Source organism: Paenarthrobacter sp. YJN-D (assembly GCF_015040335.1).
Taxonomy (GTDB): Bacteria; Actinomycetota; Actinomycetes; order Actinomycetales; family Micrococcaceae; genus Arthrobacter; species Arthrobacter nicotinovorans.
In genome coordinates this window covers 4023975-4048067 of the sequence record NZ_CP053549.1, presented here as the reverse complement: position 1 = coordinate 4048067, position 24093 = coordinate 4023975, and the positions used below count along the sequence as shown (strand labels likewise).

24 protein-coding genes and 1 riboswitch are annotated in these 24093 nt (G+C 64.4%); of the genes, 10 read left to right on the top strand and 14 right to left on the bottom strand.

Features of this window, described 5'->3' with window-relative positions:
- The first annotated feature begins 3 nt into the window (after positions 1-3).
- The 5 genes from HMI60_RS18750 to HMI60_RS18730 all read left to right on the top strand — a co-directional run bounded on the left by HMI60_RS18750 (position 4) and on the right by HMI60_RS18730 (position 5276).
- The gene (locus tag HMI60_RS18750; protein WP_193590202.1) at positions 4-1731 is read left to right on the top strand and encodes an ABC transporter family substrate-binding protein; all 1728 of its coding nucleotides are present in this window, start codon (positions 4-6) and stop codon (positions 1729-1731) included.
- A gap of 192 nt (positions 1732-1923) precedes the next feature.
- On the top strand, positions 1924-2979 hold the full coding sequence (locus HMI60_RS18745; protein WP_193590201.1) for a Gfo/Idh/MocA family oxidoreductase: 1056 nt from the start codon (positions 1924-1926) through the stop codon (positions 2977-2979).
- A gap of 133 nt (positions 2980-3112) precedes the next feature.
- Positions 3113-3841, top strand: coding sequence for a hypothetical protein (locus HMI60_RS18740; RefSeq protein ID WP_193590200.1), 729 nt, complete (start codon positions 3113-3115; stop codon positions 3839-3841).
- An 89-nt stretch (positions 3842-3930) separates the two neighbouring features.
- The gene (locus tag HMI60_RS18735; protein ID WP_193590199.1) at positions 3931-4482 is read left to right on the top strand and encodes an RNA polymerase sigma factor; all 552 of its coding nucleotides are present in this window, start codon (positions 3931-3933) and stop codon (positions 4480-4482) included.
- The gene (locus HMI60_RS18730) at positions 4479-5276 is read left to right on the top strand and encodes a hypothetical protein (RefSeq protein WP_193590198.1); all 798 of its coding nucleotides are present in this window, start codon (positions 4479-4481) and stop codon (positions 5274-5276) included. Before HMI60_RS18735 ends, HMI60_RS18730 begins: the two co-directional genes overlap by 4 nt.
- Positions 5277-5331: 55 nt before the next feature.
- Here the strand turns inward: HMI60_RS18730 and HMI60_RS18725 are convergent, their stop codons facing one another.
- Positions 5332-6516, bottom strand: a complete 1185-nt coding sequence (locus tag HMI60_RS18725) for an IS30 family transposase (RefSeq protein WP_193590197.1) — start codon at positions 6514-6516, stop codon at positions 5332-5334.
- Positions 6517-6664: 148 nt separating this feature from the next.
- Positions 6665-7783: an alanine dehydrogenase gene (gene ald / locus HMI60_RS18720; RefSeq protein ID WP_018780201.1), complete on the bottom strand. Its 1119-nt coding sequence runs from the start codon at positions 7781-7783 to the stop codon at positions 6665-6667.
- 208 nt (positions 7784-7991) lie between these two features.
- On the opposite strand from ald, the gene HMI60_RS18715 reads away from it, so the two are divergent.
- Complete coding sequence (locus HMI60_RS18715; RefSeq protein WP_039243307.1) at positions 7992-9206, top strand: CdaR family transcriptional regulator; 1215 nt, start codon at positions 7992-7994, stop codon at positions 9204-9206.
- A 268-nt stretch (positions 9207-9474) separates the two neighbouring features.
- Here HMI60_RS18715 and HMI60_RS18710 read toward each other — a convergent pair whose 3' ends face one another.
- Both HMI60_RS18710 and HMI60_RS18705 read right to left on the bottom strand, forming a co-directional pair.
- Positions 9475-10653, bottom strand: a complete 1179-nt coding sequence (locus HMI60_RS18710; protein ID WP_227453595.1) for a hypothetical protein — start codon at positions 10651-10653, stop codon at positions 9475-9477.
- A 15-nt stretch (positions 10654-10668) separates the two neighbouring features.
- Positions 10669-10819: riboswitch (cyclic di-AMP (ydaO/yuaA leader) on the bottom strand.
- Positions 10820-10947: 128 nt separating this feature from the next.
- Positions 10948-11178 carry a hypothetical protein gene (locus HMI60_RS18705; RefSeq protein WP_193590195.1) on the bottom strand — a complete coding sequence of 77 codons (231 nt, stop codon included), beginning with the start codon at positions 11176-11178 and terminating at the stop codon, positions 10948-10950.
- Between the two features lie 46 nt (positions 11179-11224).
- Between HMI60_RS18705 and HMI60_RS18700 the strand changes: the two genes are divergently transcribed.
- Complete coding sequence (locus tag HMI60_RS18700) at positions 11225-12289, top strand: ATP-dependent DNA ligase (RefSeq protein WP_039243303.1); 1065 nt, start codon at positions 11225-11227, stop codon at positions 12287-12289.
- Between the two features lie 15 nt (positions 12290-12304).
- Here HMI60_RS18700 and HMI60_RS18695 read toward each other — a convergent pair whose 3' ends face one another.
- The 6 genes from HMI60_RS18695 to ptsP all read right to left on the bottom strand — a co-directional run bounded on the left by HMI60_RS18695 (position 12305) and on the right by ptsP (position 16346).
- Positions 12305-12568 carry a DUF6480 family protein gene (locus HMI60_RS18695; RefSeq protein ID WP_018780195.1) on the bottom strand — a complete coding sequence of 88 codons (264 nt, stop codon included), beginning with the start codon at positions 12566-12568 and terminating at the stop codon, positions 12305-12307.
- Positions 12569-12701: 133 nt separating this feature from the next.
- Entirely contained in the window at positions 12702-13499 is a 798-nt protein-coding gene (locus HMI60_RS18690) for an alpha/beta fold hydrolase (protein ID WP_193590194.1), read from the bottom strand.
- Between the two features lie 85 nt (positions 13500-13584).
- On the bottom strand, positions 13585-13830 hold the full coding sequence (locus HMI60_RS18685; protein ID WP_018780193.1) for a hypothetical protein: 246 nt from the start codon (positions 13828-13830) through the stop codon (positions 13585-13587).
- A gap of 80 nt (positions 13831-13910) precedes the next feature.
- Positions 13911-14318, bottom strand: a complete 408-nt coding sequence (locus HMI60_RS18680; protein ID WP_018780192.1) for a helix-turn-helix domain-containing protein — start codon at positions 14316-14318, stop codon at positions 13911-13913.
- A gap of 34 nt (positions 14319-14352) precedes the next feature.
- The gene (locus tag HMI60_RS18675; protein ID WP_018780191.1) at positions 14353-14631 is read right to left on the bottom strand and encodes an HPr family phosphocarrier protein; all 279 of its coding nucleotides are present in this window, start codon (positions 14629-14631) and stop codon (positions 14353-14355) included.
- Between the two features lie 29 nt (positions 14632-14660).
- Complete coding sequence (gene ptsP, locus HMI60_RS18670) at positions 14661-16346, bottom strand: phosphoenolpyruvate--protein phosphotransferase (RefSeq protein WP_189076902.1); 1686 nt, start codon at positions 16344-16346, stop codon at positions 14661-14663.
- 129 nt (positions 16347-16475) lie between these two features.
- On the opposite strand from ptsP, the gene HMI60_RS18665 reads away from it, so the two are divergent.
- The 3 genes from HMI60_RS18665 to HMI60_RS18655 all read left to right on the top strand — a co-directional run bounded on the left by HMI60_RS18665 (position 16476) and on the right by HMI60_RS18655 (position 20431).
- Positions 16476-17198 (top strand): TetR/AcrR family transcriptional regulator, encoded by a 723-nt coding sequence (locus tag HMI60_RS18665; protein WP_018780189.1) that lies wholly within the window; start codon positions 16476-16478, stop codon positions 17196-17198.
- Positions 17199-17264: 66 nt separating this feature from the next.
- Positions 17265-19283 carry a PTS mannitol transporter subunit IICBA gene (locus HMI60_RS18660; RefSeq protein WP_064723661.1) on the top strand — a complete coding sequence of 673 codons (2019 nt, stop codon included), beginning with the start codon at positions 17265-17267 and terminating at the stop codon, positions 19281-19283.
- Positions 19283-20431 carry a mannitol-1-phosphate 5-dehydrogenase gene (locus HMI60_RS18655; protein WP_193590193.1) on the top strand — a complete coding sequence of 383 codons (1149 nt, stop codon included), beginning with the start codon at positions 19283-19285 and terminating at the stop codon, positions 20429-20431. Before HMI60_RS18660 ends, HMI60_RS18655 begins: the two co-directional genes overlap by 1 nt.
- A 121-nt stretch (positions 20432-20552) precedes the next feature.
- Here the strand turns inward: HMI60_RS18655 and cycA are convergent, their stop codons facing one another.
- From cycA to HMI60_RS18635, 4 genes are all read right to left on the bottom strand, one after another.
- Positions 20553-22016, bottom strand: coding sequence for a D-serine/D-alanine/glycine transporter (gene cycA, locus HMI60_RS18650; RefSeq protein ID WP_039243291.1), 1464 nt, complete (start codon positions 22014-22016; stop codon positions 20553-20555).
- A gap of 174 nt (positions 22017-22190) precedes the next feature.
- Positions 22191-22952 (bottom strand): ABC transporter permease, encoded by a 762-nt coding sequence (locus HMI60_RS18645; RefSeq protein ID WP_193590192.1) that lies wholly within the window; start codon positions 22950-22952, stop codon positions 22191-22193.
- On the bottom strand, positions 22949-23731 hold the full coding sequence (locus HMI60_RS18640; RefSeq protein WP_064723658.1) for an ABC transporter ATP-binding protein: 783 nt from the start codon (positions 23729-23731) through the stop codon (positions 22949-22951). The genes HMI60_RS18645 and HMI60_RS18640 overlap by 4 nt, the downstream gene beginning before the upstream one ends.
- A complete protein-coding gene (locus HMI60_RS18635; RefSeq protein WP_064723657.1) occupies positions 23728-24093 on the bottom strand; it encodes a DUF1048 domain-containing protein in 366 nt (121 codons plus the stop codon). Before HMI60_RS18635 ends, HMI60_RS18640 begins: the two co-directional genes overlap by 4 nt.

Below are 24093 nucleotides of genomic sequence, written 5' to 3'. Positions count from 1 at the left end.
ACCATGAAGAAGTACACGACGATCGGCGGCGTAGCACTCGCAGCAACGCTCATGCTGACCGCTTGCGGCGGGGGAACGCCGTCGGGTCCTGCCTCCCAGAAGGCAGAAGAGAGTGGCGGCGACATCAGCAAACTGATTAGCGTCAACGCCAAAGAAGCAAAGGATCTGGAACAGGGCGGCACGGTCACTTTGGCCGTCGGAAGCATTGGCCCGGACTTCAACGGCTTCTCCAACGTGGGCAACAGCGCTGATACTTCGGCCGTGATGACTCCGGTCAACACCGCTGCGATCAGCAGCGGCGGCATCGGCGGCTGCTGGAAGTTGGACTTCAACGGCAAGGCAGAGCCGAACAAGGACTTCTGCGAATCGGTGACCAGCGAAGTCAAGGACGGCAAGCAGACCATCACCATCAAGGTCAACGACAAGGCGACCTGGAACGATGGCACTCCCATTGATGTGAAGACCTTCGAGAACACGTGGAAGATGCTCCGCGGCGAAGACAAGTCCATCGACATCGTCACCGCTGGTGCCTACGCCTTCGTGGATTCGGTCAAGGCCGGTGCCAACGACAAAGAAGTCATCGTCACCACAACCCAGCCCGTTTTCCCCCTTGAAGGTCTCTTCTTCGGCCTGATCCACCCCGCCATCAATACACCCGAGATTTTCAACAAGGGCTTCGCTGGAGAAATGCACCCTGAATGGATGGCAGGTCCGTTCAAGGTGGAGAACTACGACACCACTGCCAAGACCGTCACGATGGTCCCGAACGACAAATGGTGGGGCCAGAAGCCGGTTCTTGAGAAGGTCATCTGGCGCCAGATGGAGCCGAGCGCGACCATCGCAGCGTTCAAGAATGGTGAGATCGACGCGACGAGCGGCCGTACTCTTGGCCGTTACAAGCAGCTCGAGGGCACCAAGGACGCTGACGTTCGCCGCGGCCAGCGCCTCTTCGCTGGTGGCTTGAACCTGAACGCCAAGCGCCCGGCCTTGACGGACGTTGCCGTTCGTAAGGCAATCTTCACCGCCGTCGACCGCAAGGCCATCCGCGACGTCCGCTTCAACGGCCTGAACTGGTCCGAAGAGAGCTCGGGCTCTATGATGCTCATGCCGTTCTCCGAGTACTACCAGGACAACTACCCCGTGAAGGATACGGGCGCTGAGGCTGCCAAGAAGGTCCTGACTGACGCCGGCTACACGGCCAACGACAAGGGCATCATGGCCAAGGACGGCGTCCCTGTCTCCTTCAAGATCACCAACTTCGGTGACGATCCCACCACGGCTGCAACCTCTCAGACCCTGCAGAAGCAGCTCCAGGCGGCCGGCATGGACGTTGGCATTGACCAGCGCGGTGACGCCGACTTCGGCAAGGTTGTTGGATCCCGCGAGTTCGATGTGACCATCTCCGGTTACACCGTGGGTGCTGATGCCACTGACGCCGTGAAGCAGTACTACGACTCCGCCACCAACGAGAACGGCCTGGGCGATGCTGAGCTCGACGCCGAAATCAAGCGCCTTGCCACGATCGCCGACGACACCGAGCGCAACAAGGCGGCCATGGAGGTCGAAAAGAAGCACATGGAGAAGTACTTCTCCATGGGAACCGTGCTGAACGGCCCGGAGATCCAGTTCGTGCACAAGGGCCTGGCCAACTACGGCCCGTCCCTGTTCAAGAGCCTCTCCAACGTTCCGGACTGGACCACCCTCGGCTGGGAAAAGGGCGCCAAGAAGTAGCCCTGCAGCAGTAACTTCCTGAAGGCCGGGAATCTCCCTGAACCTGATCATCGGTTCGCGGAGGTTTCCGGCCTTCGCCGTCCCCATCGCTTGCTCACGTTCCGCGTGCTTGAGCCAATCGCTTGCTCACCCGGTGATCGAGGGTTGCCGGAAAGGGGCTATTACGTGAGCGAGGATCGGTAGCCTAGGGTCATGACTTCCCAGCCGATCCGTACCGCAGTCGCAGGCTTTGGACTTTCGGGCAGTGTCTTTCACTCGCCCTACATCTCCGCCAATCCTGCCTATGAGCTCGCCGTCATCGCCACCTCGGACGCGGAACGGCAGGCCAAGGCCAAGGAACGCTATCCCCAGGCGAAGATCGTCAACACCCCTGCCGACGCCCTGGCCCTCGCCGATGAACTGGACCTCATCGTCCTCGGCACACCGCCCGCAACCCACTACCCGCTTGCTAAAGCCGCGCTGGAAGCCGGGCTCGACGTCGTCGTCGATAAGCCGTTCGTCACCCACAGTGCGCAAGGCGAGGAACTGATCCAGCTGGCAGCCAGGCTGGGCAGGGTCCTCACGGTGTATCAGAACCGGCGCTGGGACGGCGATGCGCTCACCGTGCGGCAACTGCTCGACGCCGGGACGCTGGGTACCGTCACCCGGTTCAAGGTAGGCATGGAGCGGTGGGCGCCGGAAATTGTAAAAGCCTGGAAAGCCGGGGCCACGGTGGAGGACGGCGGCGGAGTCCTGTTCGACCTCGGGACCCACGTCCTGGACCTCGCCCTCCGGTTCTTTGGCCCGGCTACGGTCACCTACTCCGAAATCGCTGCCCGCCGCCTTCAGGAGAACGCCGACGACGACGTCTTCCTTGTCCTCCGGCACGACTCCGGTGTAATCACCCACGTCACCATCAACCTCAACAGCCACCTGCACGGCCCGCGGTTCCGGATCCTGGGCACGCAGGGTGCTTTCGCGAAGTTCGGCACGGACCCCCAGGAGCCGTTTGTCCTGGGTGGCGGGTTGCCCACGGACCCGCAGTACGGCGTCGAGCCTGAAGAGGACTACGGCATCCTGGAGGTGGACGGCCAGCGCTCCACCATCCCCACCGAGCGCGGCGCCTACCCGGAGTTCTATCGCCTCCTCGCGGAAAAGCTCGACGACGGCGGAACCGCCTCCGCGCGTCCGGCACCTGTGGATCCGGCGGACTCAGTGGCGGTCCTGAAACTCATTGAGCAGGCCCGGGATCTGGCCCGGAAAAAATAAATCTGCACGAGGCGTAACCTCACCAACGCCCCCAGCGATGTAAAGGGAGTGCGGGCAACGTCCGCACGCTGATCATCCGGCAGCCACCCAACAGCTGCCGGGGCAATCCCAAAATCGTTTGTCGGAGGGTTTCATGTCCTTGTTCACTGTCCTTGCCACCAGCAAAGTCGCCGCAGGCGTCCTGGCTGCCGGAGCTGTTGCTGTCGGCGGAACCGGCGTCGCTGCCTTCAATGGCGCTCTTCCCACCGAAATCCAGCAGACCGCCCACGACGTCGTAGGTGCACCTGCCCCCCTCGCTGCCGGAACTGCCAGTGAGGCAGCCGACGCAGCGGAAACTGCCCAGGCCAAGGCGGCAGACGCCGTCGAGACCGCCAAGGCAACAGCGAATGACGCCGCAGAAGCCGGCAAGGCAACTGCGAAGGATGCCAAGGGCGAAGTCAGCGGCGCTGCCAGTGACGCAATCAACGACGCCAAGGCAGCCCTGGAAGATGCCACGTCGCCTGAAGCATTCGGACTGTGCACTTCCTTCCTCAACGGCGGCTTGAAGGCCGACACCAAGGTTGCCGGCTTCAAGTCACTGACCATCGCTGCCGGTGGCGAGGCCAACGTAGAGGCGCACTGCGAGGCCGTGGTGGAAGCCGGCAAGGCTGCCGGACTCAAGGCTGACGGCAACGCCAAGGCAGACGCCGACGCCGATGCCTCCGTTACGTCCGGACTTCCGGCCACGCCTGCCGTCCCGGCTGTTCCGGCCACTCCCGCAGTGCCCGCCGTGCCTGCAGTCCCGGCCGTACCGTCGCTGCCTACCCAGGTCCCCACTGAGCTGTCGGCTGTTCACGGAGCACCCGTCGATTCTGTCCGCTAAGCGGAGAACGGCTACGGTTTAAAGGCAGGGCTCCTTGGCTTGATGACAAGGAGCCCTGCCTCATAACGCGGGATGGGAGGCGTCCACGGGTGCTTGAACCCTTGGCTGATGAATATGTGCAGGCGGATCACGATGATCCCGCGCTGCTCTTCACTGCTGCCTACAACGCCTTCTCCGGACCGGTCTTTGGCTATCTCAAAGCACGCGGCGTGGACGATCCCGAGGCCGTAACGCAGGACGTCTTCCTTGCCCTCTACCCCAAACTGGAGACCCTCCACGGCGGGCTGCAGGGAGCCAAGACATTGCTGTTCACCATTGCGCACGCCCGGCTGGTGGATCACTACCGGAAGCGCGAACGAACCCCCGATTCCACGCCGTACGAGGCCGACTTCGACACCCGGCGCTCACCGTCGGCCGAAGAGCAGGCATTCGGAAGGGCGTCCGGCCTGGGGGTTACGGAACTTTTGGAGGACCTGACCGAGGATTATCGGGAGGTCCTGGCACTGCGGGTCGTTGCTGACCTGTCGGTGGAAGAAGCTGCGGACATCATGGGCAAATCCCAAGGGTCCGTGAAACAGCTGCAGCGCAGGGCATTGGGCGCATTGAAGAAACGTGCGCTACTAAGGAACGGCACATCATGAGCGAATACACCGCACCCGGTCGCGGCAATGACCAGCAGGCCATCGATTCCCTGCTGGCCGACGCCGGGCTTGAGGGCAGCACGGACCTCCGCAGCGAACTTCTCGAGCTGCGCTCCCTGGCCGACACTGCGCCAATTCCGTCCGAGGCCGTTCGTGCGCTGATGGCGGGTGGGGCGATGGTTACCAGACCCGCTGCCGTAACGCCGCAAGTCCCGGCACCCGAGCAAACCCCGGCAACAGATGAGTTGGCTGCGCGGCGGTGGAAGAAGCGGCGCGCAGCCATTGCGGGCCTCGCTGTGGCGGTGTCGCTGGCCGGTGGCGCCACAGCGGCTGCCGCCTCCGAGGGCGGGATTCCCGGAGCTTTCCAGCATCTTGGCGCGGCCATCGGTTCGGTGGTTTCACAACTGGCTCCCGGCGCGGGCAATGCGCCGCAACCCGCTGCCCCTTCGGGATCGACCCCGGAACCCGGCCCTGCACATCAGGAAAGCCAACCGGCAGTGGTTCCGGGACAGGCCAGCCCCAGCCCGGCGGATCCCGGGAACCCCGACGGGACACCTCACGCTGAACCGCACCCGGCGACGCCCGGAAACCCATCCCAGGATCCCAAGAGCCCGTCGCACCCCGACCCTGGCAAGCGTGTGCTCCCCACGGCTCCCTCGTTGCCGGTCACGCCTCCGGAGATCGACCCCTCAAAGCTTGATCCCTCGAAGCTCGGGCCATCGGACATCCCCGTCCCGGTCCCGTCCCAGCTGATTCCCCCGGTCCCGGAAGCCCCGAAAATCCCCGCGAAGTGACAGTTAATGCCAATGTTCCTCGGGCAAAGTCAATTGGTGGGAGCAACGCTGGGGGTTAGGCCGCTTGTAGCAGCTGGTTTAGCCGGTTGGCTGGGGTCTCGAGGTTCAGTGTTGGTCTGGGGCGGCGGTTGAGTTTCGCTGCGACCAGGCGGATGTCCTCGGGGGTGTGCACTGAAAGGTCAGTGCCTTTCTCGAACCAGAACCGCAGGAGCCGGTTGGTGTTTTCGTTGGTGCCGCGCTGCCAGGGCGAGTGCGGGTCGCAGAAGTACATCGTCGTATCGAGAGCGGTCTGGATTTTTGCGTAGTCGGCCAGTTCGGTGCCGCGGTCCCAGGTGATCGACCGGCGCAGGTGATCCGGGAGGGAGGCCATCTCCCGGATCATCGCGGCGGCAACGGTTTCCGCGGTGTGCTCCCCTGGCAGGTGCAGCAGGATCGTGAACCGGGTTGAGCGTTCCACCAAGGTTCCGATCGCTGTCCCGTTGGCGCCGATGATGAGGTCACCTTCCCAATGCCCGGGCACTGCCCGGTCCTGGACCTCGGCGGGACGTTGGCTGATCTTGAAGGCCTCTTTATAGGGGCTGTTGGCGCGCCGGTCAGTGCCGTGGGGGATGCGTTGTTTGCGTTTCAGGCTGAGCTTTTCGGCCAGGTCCGCCCGCAGGTTCCCGCGGGTTTGGACGTAAAGGGCCTGGTAGATCGTCTCGTGGCTCACCTGCATAGTCTGATCGTCACCGAAGTAATACGCCAACATCGAGGAGATCAGCTTCGGACTCCACCCGTCATCCATCCAGACGCCGATCAGCCGGCACAAACCCTCGTCCTTGGCCAGCCTGAAGGGTTTGGGACGGCGCCTGTCCTGATGCGCTTTGGCGTGAGCGACCGAGGCGTAGTACTTCCCGTCCGCGCTCGTGTGGCGTTTGACCTCCCGCCAAACTACGGACTTATCCCGCCCGATCAATGCGCCGATCTTCGCGTAACTGAGGCCCATCCGCACACCCATCTGGATCATGCCTCGCTCTTCCAGACCCAACGCACGGCCAGGGCCCCCGACTGAAGGAGCAGGATCGGCAAGACCTCCGGTAGCACCCCGGTTCACGGTCATCATTAGGCCAGACTGAACCCACCAATTGTGCCCGGTAGCGTGCACCGCCCCGACACGCCGGGCAGCAGTACGAACAGGCATCCCCGCACACACCAAATCAAGAAACTCAGTACGCGCAGCCTTGGGGAACAACTTGACCATAAAACGCTCCATCAATCAGAGCGTTGCAACGACCCTATGACTTTGCCCCGGGAACATTGGCATTAACTGTCACTTCGGCAGGCGTTAAACCACGACGGCGGGGTGCGGCTTCGCGTGGAAGCTGCACCCCGCCGTCGTGGTTGGCTGCTTAGGCGGAGACCAGGCTGTGCCAATCGTTGACGAGGGGCAGGTTGTGCGCCTCGGAAACGGAGTGGTGTGCCACGTGGCCTGCGGCGATGTTGAGGCCGGCGGCCAGGGCGGGGTCGCGGTCGAAGGCGGCCTTGACGCCCAGGTTGGCCAGTGCCACGGCGTAGCGCAGGGTGACGTTGGTCAGTGCGTACGTGGAGGTGTTCGGAACGGCGCCAGGCATGTTGGCAACGCAGTAGAAGATCGAGTTGTGGACCTTGTACGTCGGTTCCTGGTGGGTGGTGGGGTGCGTGTCCTCGAAGCAGCCGCCTTGGTCCACAGCGATGTCCACCAGGACCGAGCCCGGCTTCATGCGGGAGACGAGTTCGTTGGTGACCAGCTTGGGAGCCTTGGCGCCCGGGATCAGGACGGAGCCGATCACGAGATCTGCGTCGATGACTGACTTCTCGATCTCGTAGGCGTTGGAGGCAACGGTCTTCAGGCGGCCCTGGTAGAGGGCGTCCAGTTCGCGCAGCCGGTTGATGTTGATGTCCATGATGGTGACATCAGCACCGAGGCCCAGCGCCATGGCAGCGGCGTTGGTTCCCGCAACGCCGGCGCCGAGGACAACAACCTTGGCCGGGCGGACGCCCGGTACGCCGCCCAGGAGGACACCCTTGCCGCCGGCCGGAGCCATCAGCGAGGAAGCGCCGACCACGACGGACAGGCGGCCTGCGACCTCGGACATGGGGGCGAGCAGCGGAAGTGTGCGGCCTTCCTGCACGGTTTCGTAGGCGATGGCCGTGACGCCGGAGTTGATGAGCTCGGCGGTGAGCTCGGGTTCTGCGGCGAGGTGCAGGTAGGTGAAGAGGATCAGGCCCTTGCGGAAGCGGTGGTACTCCGCGGCGATGGGTTCCTTGACCTTCATGACCATGTCCGCGCGGCCCCACACGTCATCGGCTTCGTTGACGATTTCGGCGCCAGCGATCGAGTATTCCTCGTCGGTGATGCCCGAGCCGAGGCCTGCGCCGCGCTCAACCAGAACGGTGTGTCCGTGGGTGCGGAATTCGTGGACGCCGGCGGCCGTGATGGCTACGCGGAACTCGTTGTTCTTGATTTCTTTGGGGACGCCGATGATCATTTGCTGGCTCCATCGTTAGCGGCCTGTTCGGCCGAATATTTGCTGCGGGCTGTGATTCCAGAATAAATCCGGCTGTGAGGCAGGCGACATGGATTCCCGACCGGCCCGGGAGCAAACCCCCGGAAATTCAAGGAACTCCTGCCGTCAAGCTCGACATTTGTCGAGCACCAAGGCGTCAGGTGTCGCCTGCTGTTGGTACGCTTTCCGGATGCAGCAAGACGTGGAACAGATCGTTGAACGCGTAGCACTGAAGCTCGGCCGCGGACTGTCCTTGGAGGACCTCGACGGCGTTCTTCTCGCCTACAGTTCCAACCAATCCCACGCAGACCGCGTCCGGGTGAATTTCCTGCTCAGCAAGCGCGTCCCCAGCGACGTCAGCGCCTGGCAGCTCTCGCACGGTATCTCCACCGCCGTGCGCCCCGTGGTGGTGCCCGCCAACGACGAACTCGGGATGCTCGGCCGCGTCTGTGTCCCCTTGTTGGTCCGCGGTTTCCGTGTGGGGTACTTGTGGGTGCAACAGGACCTTGAGGAGCAAAGCGCGACGGCGATCCTCGCCCAGTTGCCCGGCGTTCGGGACGAACTGGACCTGTTGGCGGGCTTGCTCCTGGACTCGAACACGGCCGAGTCCGAGTTCCGGCGCCGGCGTGAGCAGGAGTTCCTCTCGGCCTGTGGCGGCGAATCGAACGCCGTGGCGGCCGTTGCGGGGTGGAAGGAGATCCAAGGCCGCGGCCCGTGGCAACTGGTGACGATCCTTGACGCCGAAGGTGCCCGGTCCGACGTCGATCCCATCGCGGCAACCCTCACGCACCGCTCAGCCGCGCTGCAGTCCACCATCGGCGTGAACGCGGCTTTGTTCAGCGCGGGCACGGAAACCCACTCGGTGGTCCTGTTCCGGGAATCCGGAGGACGGGCAGACCACGCGCAGGTCCTGGTCCATTACCAGCTTGAGCTCGCAAAGCGTGCCGGCCGGACCGTGGACCGCGTCATCCTGGGGATCAGCGAACCCTTCCAGGTGATCAGGCAGCTCGCGGGGGCGTACCGGCAGTCCAAGGTTGCTGCGCAGGCGGCGGCCGTGGATGCGCAGCTCGGGGAACTGGTGGACAGCCGTTCCGTGGGCGTGTACCAGCTCTTTGACCGCCTGCTGGCACCGGGCGGCTGGGACGATACCGGCTCGGTGCATTTCCGGACGCTTGAGGACCAGGACAAAAACGGCGAGCTCCTGCCGGTCCTGGAGCTTCTCTACGACAACGACAGTGCCGTGCAGGATGTCGCGGCGAAACTTCACCTCCACAGGAGCAGCATCTACAACAGGCTCGGACGCATCCGCCAGCTCATCGGTGCTGATCCCTTGAACGGTGCCATCCGGCTTGAACTGCATGCTGCCTTGAAGGCGCGGCGCTGGGCCGGCAGGCCGCGGATCTGAGCCGGACCGCGGATCTGAGCCCGGACCCGCGGATCTAAGCACCGGCAAAACTCAGCGCAAGAAACAGATAAGGCAGGTACCCGCGCGGGTACCTGCCTTATCTGATGCCAATGCGCTTGCCTGGCCGTTCACGGGGGAACGCGTCAGGAGCGCCTCAGCCGCTGGCAACTCCAGCGGCCCAAACGGCGCCGGAACGTTGCCGTGCGGCTGCTGCTGCAGTACCGCCCGTGCCAGCCGGCGTGCACGTTGGTGCGGGGCAACCGCGTGCTCACTGCAGTGCCTTCTGTGCGGCGTCAAGGAGCGACTCCAAGGTGGACGCCTGCGGCTGAGGCGACGTGCCTGCGGTGGGCTTGCCGGTGGGCCGGGGCTTTGCCGTTTGCGTTCCCGTCGGTGTTGGCGTCGGGGTCGGCGTGGGAGTGGTGGTCGGCGTCGGCGTCGTGGTGGGCGTCGGTGTTGCCGGCGGCGTCGTGATCGTGTCCGAGGGCACGTCGCCGGGCGCCGGCGCAGGTTGGGTCGGAGCCGGAGTGCCGGCTACGGGGGACGGCGCTGCGACTGCCGGGGCGGACGCCGAGGGGACCCAGACAGGGGCTGCCAGGGAGACGTGCGGTGAAGGAACCGACGACGGCGAAACCGCCACAGGCGCTTCCGGTACCGTCGCCGGTTGGCCTGCTTCGGATGACGATTGACCCGACGACGACGGGGAGGACGCTGTGGTGTAGGAAGCCCGGGGCGCAGGGGCTGCCGAGCCCGGTTGGCGGTCCTCGCCACTCTGGCCGCCGTTGGCTTCCTGGGCCGGACTTTCCTGACCGAAGAACGGAAGCTCCAGTGCCTGCCCGACGGTTCCCGCAGTCAGTACCAGGCCCAGCGCTCCGGCAACCACTGCCATGCGCTGGCTCATGTGCTTCACCGACGCGGCTTTCCGCAGAACAGCTTGGGGTTCGCGGCCAAATGAGGAGGTGGTGCCGAGGGTTGATGCCGTCACCGGCGGAGGTGTCTTGCGGGATGCCGCCGGGGCCGGGGCAGCCGCTTCGGCTCCGGCTTCCCCGCGGGTGGCTGCCTTGCGGGCGGCAACCACGGGAATGGCTGACGTGGGAGGCCCTGGTGTGGTGGATGCCGGAGCTGCGGCCCGCGCGGCTTCGACTACCGGAATCGCTGCGGTTGCCGGCTCCGGAAGCGCAGGGGCTGCCTTCGGCTCGGCAGGGGCGATCACAGCCCTTGCCGCACGCTCACGCTCAGCGGCCCGGGCCGCAGCCCGCGTGATGGGCGCAGCCGTAGCGGGTGATGCCGGAGTGGGTGCCGTTACGGTGGGGATCGCCGTCGTGGCGGGTTCTGCTTGGGTGGGGATCGCCGTCGTGGCTGGTTCCGGGGATCCGCTGGGTTGGGCCCGACGGCGTCCGGTTGGCTTGGTGCGCTCGCGCTCGAGTTGCGCGCGGCGTGGGTTATCCATGGTTGGGGACATGGTTGTGCCTCTCAACGCCTGCGAGGTTAGCTGTCGGGTTCGGACGAGGCCGTCCGGCCGCGCGTGGCGGCTTCACCCCAAGGGCTTGCGGAGAAAACAAGCCCGGGAAACTGTGGGTCCCCCGTCTCTGCCGCGGGTCTGGCGGATCCTGGATTGCGGCAGAGCCCGGCGTCAATCCAGAAGCGGCCCAGCGGAGATCGGGTCGCCCTACGACCGTACAGGAGGCGGAAAGTAAAGTCACATTAATGTAACGGGCGGTAGTTCTGCCCCCGCGGGAGGGTGCTACCGCTTAGGCTTCGGGGCCGGCGCGGGGGCGGGGAGTTCGTGTTCGATTTTCCGGACCTGGTGGGCCTGATGTGTGGCAGGGCGGAAGACTTCGTCTGCGATCCCCAGCAAGCCGCCTGCTGCGGCCCGCCGGACGCCGCGCTTGTTCTCCCGCGCAATCCAGTACCAAAGCGCGCCTATGAGCGCGGGAACTCCGAGCACTGCTGCCAACACGGCCAAGATGTCCATCCGCCAACACTAGCCTTGGGCACGTACTGGCCGGTAGACATGAGCTATGGACCTACCAGTGATGCCGCCCGTTTCGCCCATGCTCGCCAAGTCCGTCACGAACATCCCCGACGTTGGGCATTACGAGCCCAAATGGGACGGATTCCGGACCATCGTCTTCAAGGACGGGGACGACATCGTCCTGGGCAGCCGCAACGAGAAGCCCATGACCCGTTACTTCCCGGAGCTGGTGGAAGCGCTGAAGAAGAACCTTCCGGACAAGTGCGTTGTGGACGGCGAGATCATCCTGATCCAAGGCAACAGGCTTGAGTTCGAGGTGCTGCAGCAGCGAATCCATCCCGCGGACAGCCGGGTTCGGATGCTTGCGGAGAAGACGCCGGCGTCCCTGGTGGCGTTCGACCTGCTTGCCCTCGGCGACGAGGATCTGACCGGCCGGCCCTTCGCCGAGCGGCGCGCTGCCTTGGAGAAGGCCCTCGCCGACGCCCGGCCTCCTGTATACGTAACGCCTGCGGTGACGGACCTGGGGCGCGCCAAGGAATGGTTCGTGCAGCTTGAGGGAGCAGGCCTCGACGGCGTGCTGTCGAAACCGCTCGACGGCACCTACCAGCCGAACAAGCGGGTGATGTTCAAGACGAAGCATGAGCGGACAGCCGATTGCGTGGTGGCCGGATTCCGTTGGCACAAGACCGCGAAAGTTGTGGGGTCGATGCTCCTGGGGCTCTACGACGACTCAGGCCGGCTTCATCACGTCGGCGTCGTGGCGTCATTCCCCATGGCAAAGCGGGAGGCGTTGGTGGCGGAGCTTGAGCCCTATCAAGTGGAGCTCGGCGACCATCCGTGGGGCGAGTGGGCCAAGCAGGACGATTCGCCCGGGGGGTCACGGATGCCCGGGGCGCAGAGCAGGTGGAGCGCCGGAAAGGACTTCTCCTTTGTGCCGCTGCGCCCCGAACTGGTGATCGAGGTGGCCTACGACTACATGGAGGGTGACCGGTTCCGCCACACGACGCAGTTCCGTCGGTGGCGGCCGGACCGGACTCCTGAAAGTTGCACGTACTCGCAGCTGGAAGAGCCTGCGGAGTACGACCTTGGGGAGATCCTGAGCCTGCCGTAGTGGCCCGGCGGGGAACTACTCCTCGTGCCCCTGGTCGCTGCTCATGCTGCCTTCGGCGGGCGGGGTTTCTCCCGGGGGCACGCCGCCGCCTGGCTCGAGGCCTGTGACGTTTCCATCCAGGGGGTCGGGATTGGCCGAGGAAGCGGGGTCGTCGTCCTCGTCCTGGCGCATGTCGGGATCTTCGTGGATGCTGTCCGCGTCGGCGGTAGTGTCGATGGGTCCACTGGCGCCGCTCACGCCGAAGGTCCGGGGATCGTCTTCCGGGTCATAGCTGGTCATGGTGAGCCCTTTCGTAAGTAAGCTTACTAATTAGCTTGCTCCGCAAGCCTATCCGGGACGGGCCGCGCCAACAAGGCCGTCCGCAGAGGTGCCCGTGCCAATGCGGCTCCCTGCGCCTCGGCGTCCTGCTTGCTCAGCGGTGCCGGGTGGTGGCGTTGACGAAGCTGCGGATGGCGTCCGCCACGGCTTTGGGGCGCATGTGCTGGGCAACGTGGCCGACGCCGGGAATTTCCACCAGGCGCCCTTGGGCCACCGCCCGCGAAAGCCTCAAGGACCAATCCGGTCCGGCAACATTGTCGCGGCTTCCCCGGAGAACCAGGACCGGGACATCGATGCCGGACAGCCGATCCAGGGTCGGGTACTTCATCATCACGGGCAGTTCGGTGACGTACCAGCGCGGTCCGCACCGGAAGTAGTCCCCCATGACGATCCAGTTGGACGAAGGACTCTCGCGGAGGATGCCATCCAGTGTCAGGGCAATCGACTGCTGCATCACGTTCTTGTGCCGCGAATCGACAACCGGCCCCATGAGCACAAGCTGCCGTGCACTTTCCGGCCGGTGCAGTGCAGCCTCAATGGCGAACTGCACCCCCATGGAGTGGCCTACCAAAATGTAGGAGTCGATGCCGCGGGATGCCAGGGCCCCGGCAATGAAGGCACCGTAGTCCTCGACCTGGAGTTGCCTGCCGGGTCGGGGAGTGCCGCCGAAGCCCGGCAGGTCGAAGGAGTACGTGGGCGCATGCGCCGCCAGCACGGCGTGCAGTCGTGCTAGGTACCGGTGGGAAACCCCGATGCCGTGGATCAGGATGTAGGCAGGCTTCTCTGCCGACCCGGCCCCGGCGGCGGACCCGGGGTCGGGAGACCCCTCGGTCCAGAAGATGCGTCCGGTGAGGCCATGGGCCTCTATGTCGGAGGACAGTAGCGCGCTCATGCGGGATAAATGACGGAAAAGTACCTTGAAGCCATACAGCTATTGAACAGCATGCTGTCGGTTTCGGAGGGCTCGCCGGTGCGAGCTAGTCCCGCGCGGCGTCGTCCGATTCATTGGAGTCGGCCGGCCGCGCATCAGCTGCCTTCGCAGCGTCAGCCGCCTCCCGGCGTCGTGCGATTTTCGATTCGGTCCACATGGTGACCGCCACGAACACCGTGCACGCGAACATGAAGGTGGCCACAAAGTTCAATCCCATGGCTGAGCCCAAGGGTATGGCAAGGGCAAGCGCAGCCAAACCGGCCACGATATGCCACCCTTTGAAATTGCCCACCGATCAAGCGTAACCCCGGGCTTTACAGGTCCCCGCCTGTTGGCTGGGATCGTTGCTTGATCCTTATCACTCGGACGCTTTCAGTCGCTTTCCGCAGCCTCCGCAGCGGCGGTTTCGTCCTGCTTGCGCTTCTGGGTTTCCAGCCACGCAATGATCGCCGCCTGCCGGATCCGACGATGCGTTCCCCGGTACTCCACCGGAATCTCGCCACGGTCGGTCATGTTCCGCAGATAGGTGTGCGAGATCCCGGCAAGCTCCGCAGCCTGCGAAGTCGTCAGCATTTCCTCCACGCTGCTGACGGTCACCGTTTCGCCCCGCCCGAGCCTCGCAAGGAGGTCGACGACAGCGTCCCGCGCCTGATCGGGCAGGCGGTGGACCGTGCCGTCCACGAACACGGTGATGTCGTCGCTGTCGTTGAGGGAGCGTGCCAGGTTCCGGGCGTCGTCGGTGGGGAGGCCTGCTGTGACGCGGGGAGCTATCAATGCCATGGCAGAAGCCTAGCCTGCGGCGTGGAGGAAGAACTTACTCCGCGTCCAGATCCGTTTCCAGCAGCTTCACCAGTGCGTCCAGCGCGGCATCGGCACCGTCCCCCTCGGCCCGAAGCACCACCACGTCACCCTTCGCAGCGCCGAGGGTCATAAGCGAGAGGATGCTGGCCGCGTCCATCGCTTCGTCCTCGGGCTGGCCCTGCATGGCGATGGTGACATCCACCGGCTGCTCGCCGGCTGCCTCGGCGAACAGGGCAGCGGGCCGGGCGTGCAGTCCGGAGCGGCTGGCTACGGTTGCTGTGCGTTCTGGCATGGTTTCTCCTTGCGTTGGTGCGGGAAGGGTTAGAGGCCGAGCTCTTCGAGCACGGGGAGCTTGGCGCGGACCCAGTCGCGTGCCTCGGTGGCGCTGGGGGCGGAAAGAGCCAGGCGTGCAAGTTCCTGCGCCTGCTCCAGCGTGACGGTCTTCAACACGGTCCCGACCGCGGCCAACGAGCGCGCGGTCATGGACAGTGTGGTGACGCCCAGTCCGGTGAGGACGACGGCGAGGGCGGGGTCCGCGGCGGCCTCGCCACAGACGCCAACGGGCTTGTTGTTGCCCTCTTGTGCCGAGCCTTCCACGGTGAGCTGCACCAGCCGCAGCACCGCGGGCTGCCACGGAGTGTTCAGATCCGCGAGGGGGCCCAGCTGGCGGTCGGCGGCCATGGCGTACTGGGTGAGGTCGTTCGTGCCCAGGGACGCGAATCCCACTTCACGCAGCACGGTTGCGGCCGTCAGCGCGGCGGAGGGGACCTCCACCATTACGCCTGGCGTCCGGATTCCCGCTGCTGCGCAGAGCGAGGCAAAGCGTCCTGCCTCGGCAGCTGTGGAGATCATAGGAGCCATGACCCACACATCGGCCTCGGATTCCGACGCGGCGCGGGCGATCGCCTCGAGCTGGCGTTCCAGGACGCCCGGGGTGGTGAAGTCGGTGCGGTAGCCGCGAACGCCCAGTGCAGGGTTGGGCTCGGTGGCATCCGTGAGGAAGGGGAGGGGCTTGTCGGCGCCGGCGTCGAGGGTGCGGAGGACCACCTTTTTGCCCGGGAACGCGTCAAACACGGCTTTGTAGGCGGCGGCCTGCTCATCCACGGAGGGCTCGGTGTCGCGCTCCAGGAAGCAGAATTCGGTGCGGAACAGGCCAACGCCCTGGGCGCCCAGCTTCGCAGCTGCCACGGCATCCTTGGCTCCGCCCACATTGGCGAGGAGCGGGACCAGGTGGCCGTCCGCCGTCGTGCCGTTTCCGTCGAAGGCTGCCAGCGTGGCGGAAGTTTCCGCCCAGGCGGTGGCAAGTGCACGTTGTTCCTCGGTCGGTTCGACGGCGACGAAGCCGGCAGCGCCGTCCACATAAACCTCTGAGCCGTCCGCGATCCCGTCCACGCCGTGGGCCGCAACGACGGCGGGCAGGCCAAGGGAGCGCGCGATGATCGCCGTATGGGACTGCGGCCCGCCGCCTGAGGTCACCAGCGCCAGGACAACTGCGGGATTCAGGGTCGCAGTGTCGGCGGGAGCGAGATCCTCGGCTACCAGGATGAAGGGTGTTTCGGAGGACGGGATGCCCGGTGCGGGGACACCCCGGAGTTCAGCAACAATGCGTGCGCGGACATCCAGGACGTCGGTGGCGCGCTCGGCCATGTAGCCGCCCAGGTTGTGCAGCATTTCGGAGACCGATGCGCCGGCTTCCCAGATGGCCCGTTCTGCGGAGGTTCCGGCGTTGACGAGTTTGCCCGCCGATTTCAGCAGCATGGTGTCTTTGGCCATGAGGGCGGTGGCCTCAAGGACGGCCTTGCCGTCGCCGGAGGCAGTTTCCGCGCGCGCCTTGAGTTCGTCATGGACGGCTTGCGCGGCTGCCTTCAAACGCGCGACGGCGTCTTCCGGAGCGACGTCCGCGGCCAGGCGTTCCCCCGACGGCGGTTCACTCACCGGCTTGGGCATCTGGCGGACGGAACCCGTGATGCGGCCAGGGCTTACCCCAACTCCTTGGAAATTCTGCACTGAATCCTCTGTTCCTGCTTGTTGTTTCAGACCCGTCGGCGACGGCACCGGGAGCCTCTGTAACCAGCCTACAAAATTCCTTTGTGAGCCACTTCATATAGCAACGCTATAGGTGCTAGGGTAGCGGTTATGAGTTTCGATGACCAGCTTCCGCCTAAAATTCGGTTGCTTCGCGCAGCTGCCGAATTGCTGGCGAATTCGGAGGGGTCAGCGGTCTCAACGCGCCAGATCACCAAGCTTGCCGGTGTCACGGCGCCTACGCTCTACCACCACTTTGGTGACAAGGAAGGACTGTTCGACGCCGTCGTATCAGCAGGCTTCGAAGAGTACGTGGCGGGGGAGCGGGACTTTGCGCCGTCCGGGGAGCCCTTGGAAGACGTCCGGCGGATGTGGGACAACCACGTCCAGTTCGGACTGACCCAACCCCATCTGTACTTGGTCATGTTCGGCAACATCAGGCCGGAGAGCCGCCCGGCAATCGTGGCCGATGCTGAAGCGCTCCTGGAAGAGATGTTGAACAAGGCCGCCATCGCAGGTCAGATCAACGTGCCGCCCCGCGAAGCGGCACGGAGCATTCTCGCGGCCAACGTGGGCGTCACGCTCATGCTGATCGCTGAACCGGTGGAAGAACGGAACCTCGAGCTCTCAACGATGACCCGGGATTCCATGATTTTTGCCGTCTCCACGGAAACCGCCCGTGGCGCCGCAGCGGACGACTCCGGTAAGTCGTCGGTAGTTGTTGCGGCAATCGCCCTGAATGCGGCACTGCAGGCCTCGCATTCGGACCAACTTTCCAGCTCTGAACTGAAGCTTTTCCTGGAATGGCTTCACCGCATTTCCAGCAGCTCCTAGCTGCTCTCTCTCGATCTCTATATCGACTGACCCCGCGCCGCCGCGGGAAACACGTTAGGAATTCACATGGCAACAGAGACAGTTGCGAAGCCCCGCACCAGCGCCCGCGTTGGAGTCCAGAAGTTCGGAACATTCCTGTCCGGCATGATCATGCCCAACATCGGCGCCTTCATCGCCTGGGGCCTCATCACGGCCCTGTTCATCGAGAAGGGCTGGATTCCCGTCCCGGAACTCGGGGGCTATGGGACCAACGCCGAGGGTGTTGCCAACGTGGGCCTTGTGGGCCCAATGGTCAACTACCTGCTTCCGCTTCTGATTGCCTACACCGGTGGCCGGATGGTCTATGACGTCCGCGGCGGTGTGGTGGGTGCCATCGCCACCATGGGTGTCATTGTGGGCACGGGTATTCCTATGTTCATCGGGGCCATGATCATGGGGCCGCTGGGCGGCTGGACCATGAAAAAGATCGACAGCATCTGGGACGGCAAGATCCGTCCGGGCTTCGAAATGCTGGTCAACAACTTCTCCGCCGGTATCTGGGGCGGAATTCTGACCCTGCTCGGGTTCTACGGCCTGACCCCCGTAGTCAAGGCCTTCACAGCCGGTGCCGGCTCAGTGGTTCAGTTCCTGGTGGACAACGGCCTGCTGCCCCTCACCAGCATCTTCATCGAGCCTGCCAAGGTCCTCTTCCTGAACAACGCCATCAACCACGGCGTACTGACACCGCTGGGCATCCAGCAGTCGCTGGACCAGGGCAAGTCCATCCTGTTCCTGCTCGAAGCCAACCCCGGCCCCGGCCTGGGCATCCTGCTGGCCTACATGTTCTTCGGCCGTGGTGCTGCACGGGCATCGGCTCCCGGTGCTGCGATCATCCACTTCCTGGGCGGAATCCACGAGATCTATTTCCCGTACGTCCTGATGAAGCCCATCCTCATCCTCGCTGCCATCGGCGGCGGCATGACGGGCATCGCTACCCTGGCCATCACCAACTCCGGTCTCGTGGCTCCGGCAGCTCCGGGTTCCATCATTGCCGTCATAGCCCAAACCTCACGTGACAGCTACGTGGGCGTGGTCCTCGCTGTCGTGCTTGCCACCACTGTGTCCTTCCTGATCGCCTCCCTGATCCTGCGCACGTCCAAGAACAAGGGCGACGACGATCTCAGTGAAGCCACGTCCCGCATGGAAGCCATGAAGGGCAAGAAGAGCTCCGTCTCCTCCGCCCTCGTGGGAGACCGGCAAGCAGCCCAGGGTGAAGGCACCGTCCTGACCCGTCCGGTCCGGAACATCGTGTTTGCCTGCGACGCCGGCATGGGCTCGAGTGCCATGGGTGCCTCCGTCCTCCGCAACAAGATCAAGGCGGCCGGCTTCCCGGACGTCAAGGTCACCAACTCGGCCATCGCCAACCTCAGCGACACCTACGACGTCGTGGTCACCCACCAGGACCTCACCGAACGTGCACAACCGCGCACGTCCAGCGCCGTGCACTACTCGGTAGACAACTTCATGAACAGCCCCAGGTACGACGAAATCGTTGACTTGGTACGTTCGAGTAACAGCGAAGGCGCTCCAGCAGCGGCTGCTCCTTCGGGGGCCGTCGAAGAAGCCCCCGCCCATGGTGCCCATGCCGCCGAGCCGGCTGCCGCCGTCGAAGGCAAAGGCGTCCTGCTTCGCGAAAGCGTGATCCTGAACGGCACCTCCCGCGACCGCGACAGTGCGATCGACGAGGCCGGAAAGCTGCTGCTGGACCGTGGCGCCGTGGATGTCAGCTACGTCCATGCCATGCACGAGCGTGAGGAATCCGTGTCCACCTACATGGGCAGCTTCCTGGCGATCCCTCACGGCACCAACGATGCCAAGGAACACATCAACCACTCGGCCGTGTCCATCATCCGGTACCCAGAGGGCATCGACTGGGGCGGCAAGCAAGTGAAGTTCGTAGTCGGCGTGGCCGGCATCAACAACGAACACCTCCACATCCTCTCTTCCATCGCCAAGATCTTCACCAACAAGGCACAGGTTGCCCAGTTGGAGCAGGCAACCACGGTGGATGAAGTCCTGGAGCTGTTCGGAAAGGTCAACGCATAGTGAAGGCAGTCCATTTTGGGGCAGGCAACATCGGGCGGGGCTTCGTGGGGCTGCTGCTGCACGAAGCCGGGTATGAGGTGGTGTTCGCCGACGTCGCGGATGCACTCATCAGCCAGCTCGCGGAGGCCAGCAGCTACGACGTCCATGAGGTAGGCGAAAACCCGGCGGTCAAGACCGTGGAAGGCTTCCGCGCCTTGAACTCGGCTGCACAGGAAACCGCTGTTGTGGAGGAAATCGCGACGGCGGATGTGGTCACCACCGCGGTGGGGCCCCACATCCTGAAGTTCGTGGCGCCGGTGATCGCCCGCGGGCTGGCCGCCCGGCCCGTGGACCTCCCTCCGCTGCAGGTCATGGCCTGCGAGAACGCCATCAATGCCACGGACCTCCTCCACACGGAGATCCGGGCTGCCTGGGACGATTCTGCCGGTGACCTGGACGCCGTCGCGGTTTTTGCCAACACCGCAGTGGACCGGATCGTGCCCAACCAGGCACCAGGCCAAGGCCTGGACGTCACGGTGGAAACGTTCTACGAGTGGGTCATCGACCGTACGCCGTTCCGCGGCAATGCGCCGAGCATCCCCGGCGCGACGTTCGTGGACGAGCTGGGACCGTACATCGAGCGGAAGCTGTTCACGGTGAACACAGGCCATGCGTCGGCGGCGTATTTCGGCTACGGTGCAGGGCTTGAGAAGATCTCCGACGCCATGGCCGATCCCGCCGTGGCCGCCAAGGTCCGGGCCGTGCTGGAGGAAACCAAGGAACTCCTGGTCGCCAAGCACGGTTTCGTGGAGGCCGAGCAGGAAGCGTACGTCCAGAAAATCCTGCAACGCTTCAGCAACCCGCACCTGCCGGATACCGTGAACCGCGTGGGCCGTGCGCCGCTGCGGAAGCTTGGCCGGCACGAGCGGTTCGTTGGTCCGGCGGCCGAGCTGGCAGAGCGGGGCGTCACCCCGGTGGCCCTGCTCGAGGCGATGTCGGCGGCCCTCCGTTTTGACGACGGTGCCGATGACGAAGCCGTGGAGCTTGCCAGGATGCTGTCCGAACTGGACGCGGCCGCCGTCGTCGAACGCGTTACGGAACTGCCGCCGACGCACCCGCTATTCCCCGCCGTGCAGAAGCTGGTGGAGGACCGGCAGGCGGAAGCCTGATCCTCTCCAGGATGGCCGGCGCCGACGTCCGTTAGGACCCGTCGCCAAGCGAAAGAGCGTATATGGGGCTGCCGTGCAATTCGCACCGCACAGCCCCATATACGCTCTTGGCGCGTCCGGGCTACTTTGTCGCTGCCGAGGTTTCCGCTTCCGACATCGCCTTCCACTCAGCTACGCGGGCCTGGTGGAGCGGAGACTTGCGGACTACGGCGTACGCGACGCCGAGGATTGCGAACCAGATGGGTGTCACCAGCAGTGCCGTGAGGGTGTCGGGCTGCGTAGTGAGCGCCCAGACAAGGAATGCGAAGAAGGCGAACACTACCCACACCATCGGAACGCCGCCGGGCATCTTGAACGGCGAGGCCGCGTGCAGCTCGGGGCGGCGCTTGCGGTACACCAGGTAGCTGGCCAGGATGATGGACCACACGAACATGAAGCAGACTGCGGACACGGTGGTCACCATGTCGAACGCCACGCCAACGTCCTTGCCCGCGTAGAGAAGCGCGACGCCGGCCAGCAACAGGACGCAGGAGAGGAACAGTGCGTTCTGGGGTACTTTGCGGCTGGAGAGCCGGCCGAAGAGTTTGGGTGCGTCGCCGTCATTTGCCAGGCCGTAGACCATGCGGGACGTCGAGTAGATGCCCGAATTGGCCGAGGACATGGCAGAGGTGAGCACCACCAGGTTCACCACAGTCGCTGCCATGCCCAGGCCCGCCAGGGAGAACATGGCGATGAACGGGCTCTGGCCTGCCTTGAATTCGGTCCACGGGGTGACCGACATGAGGATGATCAGGGCGCCTACGTAGAAGAGCATGACGCGCAGGGGAATGGCGTTGATGGCGCGGGGCAGGTTGTGCTCCGGGTTCTTGGTTTCTGCAGCGGCAGTGCCCACCAGTTCGATGCCCACGAACGCGAACACGGCGATCTGGAAGCCGGCCACGAAGCCCATGAATTCCTTGGGGAAGAAGCCGCCGTGGCTCCAGAGGTTGGTGAAGCTGGCGGTGCCTGCGTTGGACTGGAAGCCGGTGAAGATCATGACCAGGCCCACGACGATCAGCGCGACGATGGCCACGATCTTGATGAGCGCGAACCAGAACTCGGTCTCGCCGAAGGCTTTGACGGTGGGCAGGTTCAGGAGGAGCAGGATGATGATGGTGGCCAGGCCCGGGATCCACAGCTGGATTCCCGGCCAGAGCTCATTGGCGTAGCCCGCAATGGCGATCACGTCCGCAACGCCGGTGACTACCCAGCAGAACCAGTACGTCCAACCGGTAAAGAAGCCGGCCCACGGGCCCAGGAGGTCGCCCGCGAAATCGCTGAAGGATTTGTAGTTCAGGTTGGACAGCAGGAGCTGGCCCATGGCGCGCATCACGAAGAAGAGCATGAAGCCGATGATCATATAGACGAAGATCACCGAGGGCCCGGCGACCGAGATGGTCTTGCCGGAGCCCATGAAGAGGCCCGTTCCGATGGCGCCGCCGATGGCCAGGAGCTGGATGTGGCGGTTGCTGAGCGAGCGTGAGAGGTGGGGCTCGCTGTCCCTGCTGGAGGCGCGGAGCTGCCCCTGTGTTGTCTGGTCGGACATTAGTTCAAGAACCCTTCGGAGGAACCGTCAGAATAGTGACGGCCGTTACAAATCTGTTGGATAAAGCTATAGCTAATGTCTGACCAATGGCCAATCGGTCTGCATGGCGAAAGCTCCCTTGTGGAAAAGGGAGCTTTGGCCGTTGGTTCGGGCTGGGTTTCAGAACACGGGCCGCTAGGCGTTCCGGCGCTTGTGGGCCGCCGTGGCAAAGGCGTAGGAGACGACGAGGATTCCAAGGCACCAGGCCAGTGCTACCCAAATATCCGTTCCGGCCGGTCGTTGGGCGAACAGGTCCTGGATGGTGTTCACGATGGACGTCACCGGTTGGTTCTCGGCGAACCAGCGGACCGGACCGGGCATGGTTTCCGTCGGAACGAACGCCGAGCTGATGAACGGCAGGAAGATCAGCGGGTAGGAGAAGCCGCCGGCGCCGTCCACGGACTTCGCCGAAAGGCCCGCGATGATGGCGATCCACGTCAGCGCTAGGGTGAACAGTGCCAGGATTCCAGCTACGGCCAGCCAGTCCAGCACGTTCGCCGAAGTCCTGAAGCCCATGAGCAGTGCAACTCCGACGATGATCACCAGCGAAAGTCCGTTGGCCACCAACGATGTCAGGACGTGTGCCCACAGGACCGAGGAGCGCGCGATCGGCATGGATTGGAACCGCTCGAAGATGCCGCCCTGCAGATCCGTGAAGAGGCGGACCGCCGTGTACGCGATGCCCGAAGCGATGGCTATCAGCATGATGCCCGGGAGCAGGTAGTTGACGTAGTTTTCAGTGTCGGTCCGGATGGCGCCGCCGAAAACATAGACGAACAGCAGCATCAGGGCGATCGGGGTGATCGCGGTGGTGATGATGGTGTCCACGCTGCGGAAGATGTGCCGCATGGAACGGCCCAGCAGGACCGAGGTGTCTGTGAAGAAGTGGGTGTTCATGACCTGTCCTTTGCTGGCTCGCTTGTTCCGGTGCTTCCCACGAGGGCCAGGAAGATGTCCTCCAGGCTTGGTTGCTTTTCCACGTACTCCACCTTGGCGGGCGGCAGCAGCTGCTTCAGCTCCTGGAGCGTGCCGTTGGCGATGATGCGTCCCTCATGAAGGATGGCGATGCGGTCTGCCAACTGTTCGGCCTCGTCGAGGTACTGGGTGGTGAGCAGGACCGTGGTGCCTTTGTTGGCAAGGTTCTTGACGATCTGCCACACCTCCAGGCGGGCTTCCGGGTCGAGTCCGGTGGTGGGCTCGTCCAGGAAGATCACCTTCGGATCGCCGATCAGGCTCATGGCGATGTCCAACCGGCGACGCATGCCGCCGGAGTAGGTTGCCACTTTGCGGGAGCCGGCATCGGTGAGGCTGAACCGGCCCAGCAACTCGTCGGCGATCCCGCCGGGATTCTTCAAGTGCCGCAGCTTCGCCACGAGTACCAGGTTCTCCCTGCCGGTCAACACCTCGTCCACTGCGGCGAACTGACCGGTGAGGCTGATGGACTGCCGCACCTGAAGCGACTCGGTTGCAACGTCGAAACCCTCGACGGCGGCCTGCCCGCCGTCCGCTGTGAGCAGCGTGGACAGGATCTTCACCATGGTGGTCTTGCCGGCCCCGTTGGAGCCGAGAAGGGCGAAGATGCTGCCTGACGCGACCTCGAAATCCACCCCGCGGAGGACGTGGAGATCTTTGTACGACTTCTCTATGCCCTGCACCCGGATTGCTGTGGAAGTCATGATTCCGCTTCTTTCGCTTTGTCGATTGCTTTGTTGAGGCGCTCGCGCTCCTTGTCGATCCAGCGCTTCCCGCCGTACGCCTGGGCAAAGGTCTCTGCGAATTCGATGGGATCGTCGCCGACGATCCCGCTCACGGGCGTACCGTCGACGGCTGCGCGTTCCCAGAGGTCCGCCAGGTCCGTGAACATCTGGACCATGGTGTCGCCTTCGGTCACGCCGCCGTAGTACATCAAGTACCGGTTGAAGGCGGTGGCTACGGTGAGGTACGGCTCGGGCAGGGCATCCAACCGTGCCTTGGCTTGCTTGTACTGCTTCTTCTGTTCGAGCGATCCGGTGACGAGCTCGATCCATTTTGCTGCCAT

Bases quoted from the DNA above. Each gene is read 5' to 3' on its own strand.
- HMI60_RS18715 (WP_039243307.1), top strand. From the start codon at position 7,992: ATGCAGCAAGACGTGGAACAGATCGTTGAACGCGTAGCACTGAAGCTC.
- HMI60_RS18680 (WP_018780192.1), bottom strand. From the start codon at position 14,318: ATGGCATTGATAGCTCCCCGCGTCACAGCAGGCCTCCCCACCGACGAC.
- HMI60_RS18645 (WP_193590192.1), bottom strand. From the start codon at position 22,952: ATGAACACCCACTTCTTCACAGACACCTCGGTCCTGCTGGGCCGTTCC.
- HMI60_RS18745 (WP_193590201.1), top strand. From the start codon at position 1,924: ATGACTTCCCAGCCGATCCGTACCGCAGTCGCAGGCTTTGGACTTTCG.
- HMI60_RS18730 (WP_193590198.1), top strand. From the start codon at position 4,479: ATGAGCGAATACACCGCACCCGGTCGCGGCAATGACCAGCAGGCCATC.
- HMI60_RS18640 (WP_064723658.1), bottom strand. From the start codon at position 23,731: ATGACTTCCACAGCAATCCGGGTGCAGGGCATAGAGAAGTCGTACAAA.
- HMI60_RS18665 (WP_018780189.1), top strand. From the start codon at position 16,476: ATGAGTTTCGATGACCAGCTTCCGCCTAAAATTCGGTTGCTTCGCGCA.
- ald (WP_018780201.1), bottom strand. From the start codon at position 7,783: ATGATCATCGGCGTCCCCAAAGAAATCAAGAACAACGAGTTCCGCGTA.
- HMI60_RS18750 (WP_193590202.1), top strand. From the start codon at position 4: ATGAAGAAGTACACGACGATCGGCGGCGTAGCACTCGCAGCAACGCTC.
- HMI60_RS18690 (WP_193590194.1), bottom strand. From the start codon at position 13,499: ATGAGCGCGCTACTGTCCTCCGACATAGAGGCCCATGGCCTCACCGGA.
- HMI60_RS18710 (WP_227453595.1), bottom strand. From the start codon at position 10,653: ATGGATAACCCACGCCGCGCGCAACTCGAGCGCGAGCGCACCAAGCCA.
- HMI60_RS18695 (WP_018780195.1), bottom strand. From the start codon at position 12,568: ATGACCAGCTATGACCCGGAAGACGATCCCCGGACCTTCGGCGTGAGC.
- HMI60_RS18700 (WP_039243303.1), top strand. From the start codon at position 11,225: ATGGACCTACCAGTGATGCCGCCCGTTTCGCCCATGCTCGCCAAGTCC.
- HMI60_RS18635 (WP_064723657.1), bottom strand. From the start codon at position 24,093: ATGGCAGCAAAATGGATCGAGCTCGTCACCGGATCGCTCGAACAGAAG.
- HMI60_RS18705 (WP_193590195.1), bottom strand. From the start codon at position 11,178: ATGGACATCTTGGCCGTGTTGGCAGCAGTGCTCGGAGTTCCCGCGCTC.
- HMI60_RS18740 (WP_193590200.1), top strand. From the start codon at position 3,113: ATGTCCTTGTTCACTGTCCTTGCCACCAGCAAAGTCGCCGCAGGCGTC.
- cycA (WP_039243291.1), bottom strand. From the start codon at position 22,016: ATGTCCGACCAGACAACACAGGGGCAGCTCCGCGCCTCCAGCAGGGAC.
- HMI60_RS18725 (WP_193590197.1), bottom strand. From the start codon at position 6,516: ATGGTCAAGTTGTTCCCCAAGGCTGCGCGTACTGAGTTTCTTGATTTG.
- HMI60_RS18660 (WP_064723661.1), top strand. From the start codon at position 17,265: ATGGCAACAGAGACAGTTGCGAAGCCCCGCACCAGCGCCCGCGTTGGA.
- HMI60_RS18675 (WP_018780191.1), bottom strand. From the start codon at position 14,631: ATGCCAGAACGCACAGCAACCGTAGCCAGCCGCTCCGGACTGCACGCC.